This is a genomic window from Bradyrhizobium sp., from assembly GCF_016462955.1.
Taxonomy (GTDB): Bacteria; Pseudomonadota; Alphaproteobacteria; order Rhizobiales; family Xanthobacteraceae; genus Bradyrhizobium.
The window spans coordinates 1-11,066 of the sequence record NZ_JAEMSD010000011.1; the positions used below are offsets into that span (position 1 = coordinate 1).

Annotated in this window: 5 protein-coding genes and 1 pseudogene; 3 read left to right on the top strand and 3 right to left on the bottom strand. The window is 61.8% G+C overall.

Annotated elements, in window-relative coordinates; all coding sequences use genetic code 11:
* On the top strand, positions 1 to 823 hold an 823-nt coding region (locus JHD07_RS02550; RefSeq protein ID WP_291618607.1), incomplete at its 5' end, for an ATP-binding cassette domain-containing protein.
* Positions 824 to 973: 150 nt separating this feature from the next.
* Here JHD07_RS02550 and JHD07_RS02555 read toward each other — a convergent pair.
* Together JHD07_RS02555 and JHD07_RS02560 are read right to left on the bottom strand one after the other, a co-directional pair.
* Positions 974 to 1,603, bottom strand: a complete 630-nt coding sequence (locus JHD07_RS02555; protein ID WP_291618609.1) for a hypothetical protein — start codon at positions 1,601 to 1,603, stop codon at positions 974 to 976.
* A 55-nt stretch (positions 1,604 to 1,658) separates the two neighbouring features.
* A complete protein-coding gene (locus JHD07_RS02560; RefSeq protein ID WP_291618611.1) occupies positions 1,659 to 8,498 on the bottom strand; it encodes a choice-of-anchor L domain-containing protein in 6,840 nt (2,279 codons plus the stop codon).
* Between JHD07_RS02560 and JHD07_RS02565 the strand changes: the two genes are divergently transcribed.
* On the top strand, positions 8,415 to 9,344 hold the full coding sequence (locus JHD07_RS02565) for a hypothetical protein (protein WP_291618613.1): 930 nt from the start codon (positions 8,415 to 8,417) through the stop codon (positions 9,342 to 9,344). The two genes, JHD07_RS02560 and JHD07_RS02565, sit on opposite strands and share 84 nt — an antisense overlap.
* Positions 9,345 to 9,484: 140 nt before the next feature.
* Here the strand turns inward: JHD07_RS02565 and JHD07_RS02570 are convergent, their stop codons facing one another.
* Positions 9,485 to 10,618, bottom strand: coding sequence for a nucleotide disphospho-sugar-binding domain-containing protein (locus JHD07_RS02570; protein ID WP_291618615.1), 1,134 nt, complete (start codon positions 10,616 to 10,618; stop codon positions 9,485 to 9,487).
* Positions 10,619 to 10,757: 139 nt separating this feature from the next.
* On the opposite strand from JHD07_RS02570, the pseudogene JHD07_RS02580 reads away from it, so the two are divergent.
* Positions 10,758 to 11,066, top strand: a pseudogene (locus JHD07_RS02580) (MBL fold metallo-hydrolase); the annotation flags it as partial.

Consider the following 11,066-nt stretch of genomic DNA (forward strand, 5'->3'; position numbering starts at 1 on the left):
GCTGTCGAAAGAGATCAAGTTCATCGAGCGCTTCAAGGCGCGCGCCTCGCACGCCGCCCAGGTGCAGAGCCGGGTGAAGAAGCTCGACAAGATCGAGCGGGTCGAGCCGCCGCGCCGCCGCCAGAGCGTCGCGTTCGACTTCCTGCCGGCGCCGCGCTCGGGCGAGGACGTCGTGGCGCTGAAGAACGTGCACAAGGGCTACGGCTCAAAGCGTATCTATGACGGGCTCGACTTCATGATTCGCCGCAAGGAACGCTGGTGCGTGATGGGCGTCAACGGCGCCGGCAAGTCGACGCTGCTCAAGCTGGTCGCGGGCGCAAGCGAGCCGGACGAGGGCACCGTGGCGCTAGGGGGCAGCGTCAAGATGGGGTATTTCGCCCAGCACGCGATGGACTTGCTCGAGGGCGAGCGCACCGTGTTCCAGTCGCTGGAGGATGCGTTTCCGACCGCGGGGCAGGGCAGTTTGCGCGCGCTCGCCGGCTGCTTCGGCTTCTCCGGCGACGACGTCGAGAAGCGCTGCCGGGTGCTCTCAGGCGGCGAGAAGGCGCGGCTCGTGATGGCCAAGATGCTGTTCGACCCGCCGAACTTCCTGGTGCTGGACGAGCCGACCAACCATCTCGACCTCGCCACCAAGGAGATGCTGATCACCGCGCTCTCGGATTTCGAGGGCACAATGCTGTTCGTCTCGCACGACCGGCATTTCCTCAGCGTGCTGTCGAACCGCGTGCTGGAGCTGACGCCGGAGGGCATCCACCAATATGGCGGCGGCTACACGGAATATGTCGCGCGCACCGGGCAGGAGGCGCCGGGATTGCGGAGCTAGGACATGATCCGGAGAAGTGCGCAGCGGTTTTCCTTGAGGATCATGCGCGCAGACACAAACGAACCCCGCCTCCGATGGGCGCTCTTCGTCGAGTCACTGCTTTTCACCACAGCATCTCAAAACGGCGATGCTCGATGGCAAGGGGCTAGATCACGCCAGACAGGTTGCGCTTCGTCTACGCCACCAACCGAGCAGGCCACCGCAGACAAGGACCAGGCCGGGCAGGCCCGCGCCGACGATCGGACCAGGGACCGCTGCGATGCTCAGATCTCCACTCAAATCCAGGGTCAGGAGCGGTGACGGGTCAAAGGGGACCGTGTCAGCGCGTAGCAAGTTAGGTGTGATGTTGATCGTCACCGGCCCGCCTAAGAGGTCACTCGCCTCCAGAACCACCCTCCAGGTCGTGACATCGTACAAGGACCCCGTGGTATCCGGCGCCGCCGGCGTCGCGGTAATGTTTCCGTAGAGGCCGTCGGCCGTAGAAGGCCCTGGGGTTTGCGGAAACGAATTGAGCACCAGGTTGAGCAGATTCGCGTTGCTGGGACTGGAAATCGACATCAGGAAATTGCCGAACACCGGATCGCCTGACTGTCGCAGATCCAGCGTGAAGTCGAGGTTGCCACCAAGCGTACCGTTGATGGTTACCGATGTGGTGGTCGTACCTGAAGTCCAGTCGGTCACATTGATGGTAGCGGCACGGGTTTCACCGCTGAAACAGACGACAAGCAAGAGGCAGACGGAAGCCAAGGCGCGGCCAACGCAAAGCCAGAAACTGGGCATCGAAGTTCTCCTGTTACTCTCTACTACTTTCTCGGCTTCTATCTTCTACTGTCGCTCAAATATTAAACTCGAACGGTTGAAGGTTTAGCAGCTGGCTCTGGCTTACGCCGAGCAGCTGGATATGCTCGTTGACCCCCAACGTGATCACCGTGTTATTCCCGGGGCTGCTGTCAGCAAGGATTTGGTCGACCGTCAAGCCAGCGAAACCCTGGAAGTCCAGCACGTCCTTCGTCGGGTCGAAGTCCGCGATGGTCGTATTGAAGTTGCCTTCTTTGAATACGAAGGTGTCGCTGCCTGCACCGCCCTTAAGACGATTGGTTCCATTGTCACCGCTGATGACGTCATTCCCGCTTCCCCCGGTGATGACGTCATTACCCGCGCCGCCGATGAGGATATTGCCATTGTTGTTGCCGGAGATCGTATCGTTGCCGGATCCGCCGATGACATTGTTGACCACGCCGGCAAGCTTCTGCACGCCGGTCGGCGCACTGAAGGCGATACTGGCACCCGCAGTCCCGCTGAGGCTGATGGTCGTATTCGCCGAACTCGCTTGGAAGTTATAGGCATTGGGCCCGTCGTTGACGGTGAGCGAGACGGTTACGGGAGTGCTGTTCGACGTGCCGTCGGATGCCACATAGGTGAAGCTGTCGTTGCCGGTGAATGTCAGCAGCGGCGTGTAATCGAACGAGCCATCGGCGTGGAGGACGAAGGACGACGCATGCGCCGGGCCCGCCTGCAGGACCGCACTCAATAGCGCGCTGTCGACGTCAGTGTCGTTGGCGAGCACGCCGGGGCCTGCAACATGGAGCGCTTGATGCAGGTTGGTGGCGTAGCTATCGCCGCTGGCGACTGGCGCGACGTTCTCGACCACGACGTCGTCGACCTTGACGTGGTAGTCCTGCATGGCGCTTCCGCCACTGTTGTCTTTCACCTTTACCAGCAGATCATAGACGTTGTCGCCGTTGCCATCCGTCGGATTTTCGTAGTCCGGAGCGTCCTTGAAGGTGATCGCGCCGGTGGAGGCGTTGATGTTGAACTTGCCGGCATCCGCGCCGCCGACGATCTCGTAGGTCAGCGTCTGTCCCGGATCGGGGTCCGATGCCGACACGGTCGTCACCGCCTTCGTGTTCTCCGGCACGTGAATCTGGTCGTTCGGACCGACGATCACGGGCGGGTTGTTCGCCAGCGTCGAGGCCACTGGCGCGACGAAGGTCTTGAACGAGCCCTCCTTGATCAGCATGCCACTGTCGAGGAATGCGTCGCGATCGTCTCGCACCTCGATGGTCAGGGTGTTGACGGTCCCCGGGATCACGAGGCCGCTGATCGTGAGCGTATGCGTGTAGGCATCCGCGCGGATCTGATCGGCTAACGGTCCTGTCGTCGGCAGGTTGTAGACCAGGTCGCCCGACCCAGAATAGACGAGATTCTTAATCGAAAGCGCGGCGCCGTTCGACAGCGAGCCGATATCGACGCCGTTGAGCTTGATCGAGAAGATATCGGTCAGATCGCTGCCGTCGAATTCGGGCAACTCCTCGGAGAACAGCACGGCATCGAACGAGAATGCGGTGTCGCCCGGCTTCGGCGTGAAGGTATAGGTGAGCTTGGCGCTGTCGTCTTCCAAGCCTGCGGTGCCCAGGTCGGTCGACAGGTCGCTGGTCCGCTCGATCGTGTCCGCCGAGGCGGATACGAAGCCGCGCACGGTCTCTTCCGCGCTCACGCCCGCTTCGGAGATATAGAGATAGAGCGGCTGCTTGGTGCTGACTGCCGTCGTCAGATCGAAGCCGATTGCGCCGCCGTCCCCGAGCGTCACGCTGTGCCCGACTTCCGACGCCAGACCGGTGGTGTCAAATATACCGAGGGTCGCGAGACCATCTAGCAGGCCGTTGGTATGACCGTCCAGTTCCGCAGTTTGAAAGCCTCCGTCGCGCATGGTGCCCGACCGCAGCACAGTGCCGTTGTTGCTGTAGTCAAACACGTCCAGCTTCGAGATGCCGTTCATGACGGCGGCGGAGTTCGTACTGCCAATGAACTGACGGCTCAGCACGATCGCGTCGAGATCGAAACCGCTGAACTTGCCTGAAGAGCCGCCCCTGCCTGAACCACTGTCCTCGATCAGCAGCGACTTGATGTCGATTCCCAGCCCTGTCAACTCGGCTCGGTAGATGGTCGCGCCACCGGTGTCGCCCACCCGCGTGACGGTGAGGGGGATGCTGCCTGCGATCGACGTCGGGCCCGATGTTTCGTTCGGTCCCGCTAGATCCGCCGCACGACCCGTCGAGAGAATTATGCCTGAGCCCAGTCCGAAGGGATCGCCGTTGAACGTTGCGAACGACTCGGCGTTCCCCTCCACCGTCAGTGTGCCGTTCACACCGCTCGCGCCTTCCAGCGCCGCCTCCAGTGCCGTCGCGGTCGGGGCCGCGGTGATCCACGGTGTGGCGAGCGTCGAAAGCGACATGAGCGACATGGCGCCACGGCTGCTGTCGAGCCCGGACAGTGCCGTCAGCCCATCCGACGGCGACGAACTCGGCACCCACGCTTCGTTGTCGCTGACGATGTAATCGGCGTTGAGGTCGAAATCGCCGTTCACATTCCTGACCTTTGCGATCAGGTCGTCATAGCTACCGTATCCGCCATACCCGCCATACCCACCGTATCCGCCATAACCACCGGAGTCCTCGTGATGGACGTAGATATAGGCGTCACTGCCGACGAACTCGACGCGATAATCCTCGCCATCGTGCAGCGAGATGGTATCGCCTTCGCTGGCGTCGAAGTCCTTGATGTCGGCGTAGTCGAGATCGCGGCCGCCGTCATAGGCGGCACCGTTTCCGGTGCCGAGAACGAAGCGATCGGCACCCGTACCGCCCGTGAGGAGGTCGACCTGGGTAAAATCGTTCATCCCGACGCTCGCGCCGCCGTCGAGGTAGTCGCTGCCTTCGCCGCCGTTCAGCTCGTCGTCACCCGCGTGGCCAACCAGTATGTCGTTGCCGCCTTCGCCGAAGAGATGGTCATCGCCGCCGCGATTCTCGCCCAGCCAGCCGATATCGCGGAAGACCGTGTCCGTCCCGTTCAGGACGTCGTCACCCTGCGAGCCCAGAACCGACAGGCCTTCGATGCCCGTGAAGTTGACGGAAGACGTTACCGAATTCGGATTTCCGACGGCGGATGCAGTGTAGCTTCCCTGATTTGTCCAGAGCGTGCTGTAGTAGACCGTTTTGTCGGTTGAAACGAGGAAGGACGAACTGCGCACATTCTGGTCTGATCCGAGACTCGAATAGTCGAGAAACAGGCGGTCGCCAGCAGCTTGAACAAAGGCGAGGCTCGGGGTGCCGTAAGGTCCCGGATCGCCAACCGAGTCTCGACCGCCGTCGACGGTGTCGAAGCCGAGGCCGGAGAGGATGACGTCTTCACCGTCGCCGGTGTCGAAATGGTTGTTATGCACGCCAAGCTGCGCAACGAGATCATTGCCGGCGCCCGTGCGAACGTCGCCTAGATATTCGAAGTGCTCGGCGCCGGCACCATTCGAGATCGAGAAGTTCGCGCCCTGATTTTCGGCCGTTCCTTCCTGGCCGATCAGCCTCAGGTTCTGGCTGGTGAAGGAGAGATCGATCGACAGCGTGTCGAGGCCGCTGCCGCCGTCGAGATGAAAGGCGGCTGGCTGCGATGCGGCGGCGCCGCCAAAGTCGAGCGTTCGATTGACGTTTGTTCCCCAGGCGACCGTATCGTTGCCGCTTCCGGTGTGAACGTCGTCCGCGCCGCGTCCCGCGATGACGATGTCGTCACCACTGTTGGTGTATATGCGGTCGGCCGACTGACCGCCATAGACCGTGTCCGCCTTGGACGTCCCGGTGAGCCAGAGCCGCTCGATGTTCGAGAAGTTGACCTGGTCAAGCTGGCCGTTGTTGGTCGCGTTCTGTCGGGTAAGCTGGCCGCCGGTCGTCGACCCGAGCGCGAAGCCGCCGGTCACACCCTGGCCGACGTCCGCATAGTAGCCGGAGTAGACGACACGCAGGACGTCGCCCGGCAGATCGGCCGGCACGTCGCCGGAGGTACGATTGCCGCGTCCGTCGACGGTCTCAACGACTTCCCGACCGGAGATGTTTGGATCCAGGATGTTGTCGAGGTTATTGCCGCGCAGCGTGTCGCCGTAAGCCGAACCAAGCACGTTTTCGACGGTCTCACCGCCGAGATTGTATATGTCACCTGCGGCCGTCCCGCCGGCCCCGACGCCAAACAGATCGACGGTTACCCCCGCATCGGAGTCGCTGTAGAGCGTCCAGTCTCTGCCTGCGCCACCGACGATGATGTCGGCGCCCCGGCCACCGATCAAGATGTCGTCGCCACCGTCGCCATTGATGAAGTCGGCTCCATCGCCGCCCTCGATGGTATTGTAGCCGAGGTCGCCCGTGAGTGAATCGCTCGCGCCCGTGCCGATGAGGTGGTTGAAGGAGCTGATGCCGCGGCCGCCGGCTGGCGCGGGGATTTCCATCCCGATCCTGTCGCCACCCGCACCCGCGCCGACCCCGAGATCCACGGTGACCGGCCCGGTCAGATGGGCATAGGTGAGTGTGTCGTAGCCGCCCGGACCGCCATCGAGCAGTTCGTCACCGTCACCGCCGCCCCGCACAACGTCGTTGCCGAAGCCGCCGAGCAGAACATCGGATCCACCGCGGCCTTCCAGAACGTCGTCGCCGCTACTGCCGTCCAGGACGTTGCGGAACTGATCGCCTTGCAAGCTGTCGTTGTTGATCGACCCCTGTACGTCCTCGATCGAATAGAATTTGTCGCCCTCGGCGTCGCCGCCAAGCTGGTTGACGCGCGTGAGGTCGATATACACCGCACCCCAGGAGGTGATGTAGGTGGTGCCGTCCTCGCCGCCGTTGCTGCCGGCCGGAACGAATCCACCTGCACCGTTCAGCAGGTCAGCGCCTTCGCCGCCGAGCAGGAGGTCATTCCCGAAGCCGCCGAGCAGGTTATCGTTGCCCTTGCCGCCTTCGAGGAACACATTGTAAGGGGCGTAGTCGGCGCGAATGTAGTCGTCGAAATCGGTGCCGATGGCCCGCTCGATCGACACAAACTGATCGCCCTCCGCATCTCCGCCCGAGCCGTAGTATGCGGAGTCGGACAGGGTGATGTAGATGCCGGTCGGTGTCGGCAGGTCGCGGTTGGCCTTGGAGTAGTCGACCGTATCATTACCTTCGCCGCCATCGAGGAAGTCGGCACCCTTGCCGCCCTCCAGCGTGTCGTCGCCCTTGCCGCCGCGGAGAATGTCGTTGCCGTCTCCGCCGGAGAGCGAGTCCGCGCCTGTCTGGGTGTTGGCGAGGTCATCGCCCCACAGTTCGTCGTGTGCGGCACCACCGATCAGCGTATCGTTGCCGGCTCCGCCAAACATCACGCTGTTGACGTGCACGTCATTCTGGATGACGACGAAGTCGTTTCCGGCGCCGAAGTCAGCCCTGATGGTGGTGGGAATCGCCACGCGCTGGGTGACCCCGAACGCGTTCACATCGAGGAAGCCGGGCTCGATTTCTCTCGGGGAATCATCCTTTGGATCAATGTCCTCGCCGTCCGGATCCGGCTTGCGGGCCAAGGCAATCACATAGCCTTCAATGTCCGGGTTGTTGGGATCGACGAGGTGAACTTCCTTGCCGGTGTTGTCGGCGACGATGCGAAGGTTCGCCCGTGGGCCGACATTGAGCTGGAGATCGATTCCCTCCATCGACGCGAGGCCGGGTGCGGAAGCCGTGGGCACCACGGTTTCCGGCGGGCATTCGAAATCCGAGAAATCAGCGAGCGTGGCGCCGGCGAGAGAGATGTTCTTCTCGACCGAAAATGGCCCGAATCCGACCTGGATGTAGAGATGGACGTCGACATAGGCGCGCCCGTTGATGTCGAACGCGCAGCCCCAGTCGGCACTGGAGGGACGGAACTTCTCGACCGTGAAATAGGCGTCCGTATTGAAACCGAACTCGGCCGCAACGCCGGCCTCGCCGGCCACGAAGTTGATTGCCGCGCCGCCGCTGATGCTGGTGTTGAGCCAGCCGACCGGCTCATAGGCGAATGGCACGCCCGTGGCCTTATTGAGGCGGCTAGGACCGTGCAGATCCGGGTTGTCCGCCTTGGTGGTGAAGTAGAACCCATCGAAGAAGTTCTTCGTTGCCAGGCCTTCCGTGTCGTAGCCGATGTCGATGTCGATGCCTGCTGCGAGCGCGCCCCTCAGCGTGAAGCCGAGCGGACCGAGCACCGGGAAGAAGCCACCCGCTTGCACCTCGAAGCTGAACTCTGGCACGTCGTACTTGATGATGTCGACCGGAACGGTGTTCTGGAAGAAGATGTTGAGAATGGTTTCGGGGTGCTCGAACAGCGAGAACTCGAAGCCGGTCGAAGTTGCTTCGGGCGGCAGGAGATCGTCGACAACCTTGAGGAAGTCCTTGGCGATGTCGGAAAGCCCACTCAGCGCGCCGATCTTCGAGGTGAGCTGATCGATCACTGCCTCAGGATCGATGTTCGACGTCGTGGCGCCACCGAACAATGAACCGCCGCCGATGTCGATTTCGCCGGAGCCGTCCGGTGCCGCGAACTTGCGTAGTTCGGCGATAATCTTCACTGCGCGGTAGAAATTGCCGATCGGCTGCTGCAAGGATGGATTCGCATAGGCCGCGAGGTCGCCGATCGTGATGATGCCGTCACCACCGCCGCTGATCGAGCCGACTTTGTCGAACTGATCAAGCAGCGGCGTGAACGCCTGGGCGATCCCGTTCAGCGCCGGCATGGGCTCCATGGCGATATCGACGATGGTGCCGAGCGCACCGTGATTGAAAATGCTGGCGATATCGCCCAGCGTGTCGCCAACGAGACCGAGATACTCCTTCAGATTGATGGTGACGTGCTCCAACCCGAGCGTCGGCGCAGTGAAGGTCTTTCCGTCGGTTCCGAAGCTGAAGGTGAGCTCACCATGAATCTTCGGAAGAACATCGGCGAGGAAGGTCGTCTCGAACTTGAGATCGAGACCGACATCCGCCTCGACCGTCGGGGTCGCGGAGAATGTCGTCCCGTTGTAGTCGACGTCAATTTTGAAAGTGGCCGTAAATTCGTCCTTGGTTGGGTCGGCGTCATCGACCTCGATCTTGGCAAGGCCGAGGTCCGCTTCGGTATCTTGGATCGAAAAGCTCGCCCCGATGCCAACTTCGACCTCCGGCGCGCCATCCACCATCGTGAACGTACCGTTCGAATTGATGGAGATCTGGGCCTGCAGCTTGGCGCTGAAATCGGCGTTACCACTCGCATTTATCTTGAAGATCGGAAGCTCGTCGACGGCGATATTGAAATCTTCCGTCTCGGCCGTCACCGTCGTGTTGAAAGCAAGGCTTATGTCGCCGGCTGCCGAAACCGACGCGGTGACCCCGGGAATCTCATTGAGTTTGGCGACAAGCGCGTCCGCGAGGCTTCCGCCGGCGCTCTGCGCCTGCGTAAGCGCATCGTGTATTTCGACCTTCAGAGCCGCGAATGGATCGAGAGTATCAACCCCGCCGACTTTCTCTGCGACGGTTCCGATCGCTCCGATGAGTGGAAGGTCGCTGTTACTGACCTCGGAAACGATGCTGTTTCTAATCTTGTCGAGAAAAGCGTCGATTTGCGATTCAAATTGAGCGGCGGTGACGGCCATAGACGCACCCCATTTTTTTCAATCAATTTCATTATTAAAGATAGAGAAAACGCTCCTGGCTCCCCGAGTAATTAATGCCGAGCAGCCAGTTCTAAAAATTTAATATACGTTGACTTCGCGCATTAATGCAATCGCAAACAGGGTTCCAAATTCGCTGAGCTTGTGAAATGTCGCGCCGCTCGCACTGCGCAACAACAACATCACGCGTGCACGGGCTATGTACATAAAGACAAAACAGAGTCGGCGATTATCTCGGACGCATCATCCGAAAGGAGCGGGGCAATCGTTCGACCGATCTGCGATGCGCGTCGGCGTATGTTCACATCAGCACACAACGCATCGATATTGGCGACGATGGAGTCCGCCGTAGCATCGCTCCAGGGCAAGAGCCTGCCGACGCCAAGACGCGCCACGGTCTCGCCGATGAGGCGTTTCTCGAGGTCCGGCGCAAGCACAAGCTGCGGCAGGCCAGCCGCAAGCGTCATCGAGACAAGCCCCAGTCCGCCGTGGGAAACAACGATGCGGCTACGCAATGCGATATCTACGATTTTCAGCGGACGCGGTTCGAAGATGACGCCCGCAGCCCGGAGTTTATCCAGGTATGTTCCGGCGAGATTAGGGACGTGTATCCTCACCCTCGACCCGTATCGCGCGAGCGCCTCATAGATGCGCTCGGCCCCGTGAGCAGTCTCCGAAAAGTAGACGAAAATCTCATCGCCCTCCGCGACATGGGAAGGACTCCAGTTCGGGAGGATTGGTGCGAGCATGCGGTCGCGCCGTGCATCGCCATAGGGATCGAAGAGCGCGAGAGAGTGCGGCATGCGCCGCTCTGCGGCCATGATCTCGGGTAATCGCGCCAGCGCAGGCCTGCCGCATCGTTCGAGAGCGACATTAATTGCATTGAGCAGCTCGCGCTCGGGAAACGTCGGACGCGAGTTCCACAACGGAGGGTAGGCCTCCAGATGGTCCGGCGGAAGCGAGAAGCCATTGCCGGTGGCGACGACCGGGAGACGCTTGCGCGCCGCCAGTTGCAGCATTGGCGCGAAGTCGGCGACGACCGCGTCGGGTCGCGTTGCATTGAGAAGGCCGTCCCATCCGCGCACGAGGAATTCGACAACGCCGGAATCTCGGAGGCCGAGGATTGCAAGAATGTCGCCGAATGTCACAGTCGGTTGCCGCCCGCCGAAGCCCGCATTGACCAGCAGGCCCGGCCAAACCGGTGCCTGCACGAAGACCCATGAGTCCTCGAGGGGACGCAGTGCTCGCATCGCGTCGAGCCGTTGGACCGCAAAAGTGACGCGCGCGCCACGGCGTGACAGTGCGCGTGCAATACCGCCCAGGGCCGTCACGTGTCCCCTGTTGGCGCCGAGCTCCCAAGCGAGGAGGACGTGAGGGTTTGGCATGGACGTCCCTGACTGTCAGTTCGCAAGACCTTACACGGCGACGCCGGCGGTCGCTACGCCCGGCACGCCCGCTGAGGAACAGAGGCAGGCGCTGCTGGTCGACGACGATTACGCGATGATACCGTGACGCCGACCCGACGCCGGGGCATTGGCCGTGTCGTTGCTGCGTGAACATCTCCTCGAACGACCAGCACGCGGTCGTTGCGGGCGGCCTCGTGCATTACCAGATCCGGTGCCGCGCGCCGGACTGGACGGCGAAACCGGATCGGGATCCGAAGCAGTCGGCGGTGTCGCGGCGAAAGTTCTTCGCCTCCGTCGCGGACACCGATGCGCTGATCCTGCCGATCCACTTTCCGTCGCCGACGGTGAGGCTGATCAACCCGTTGGGCGACGT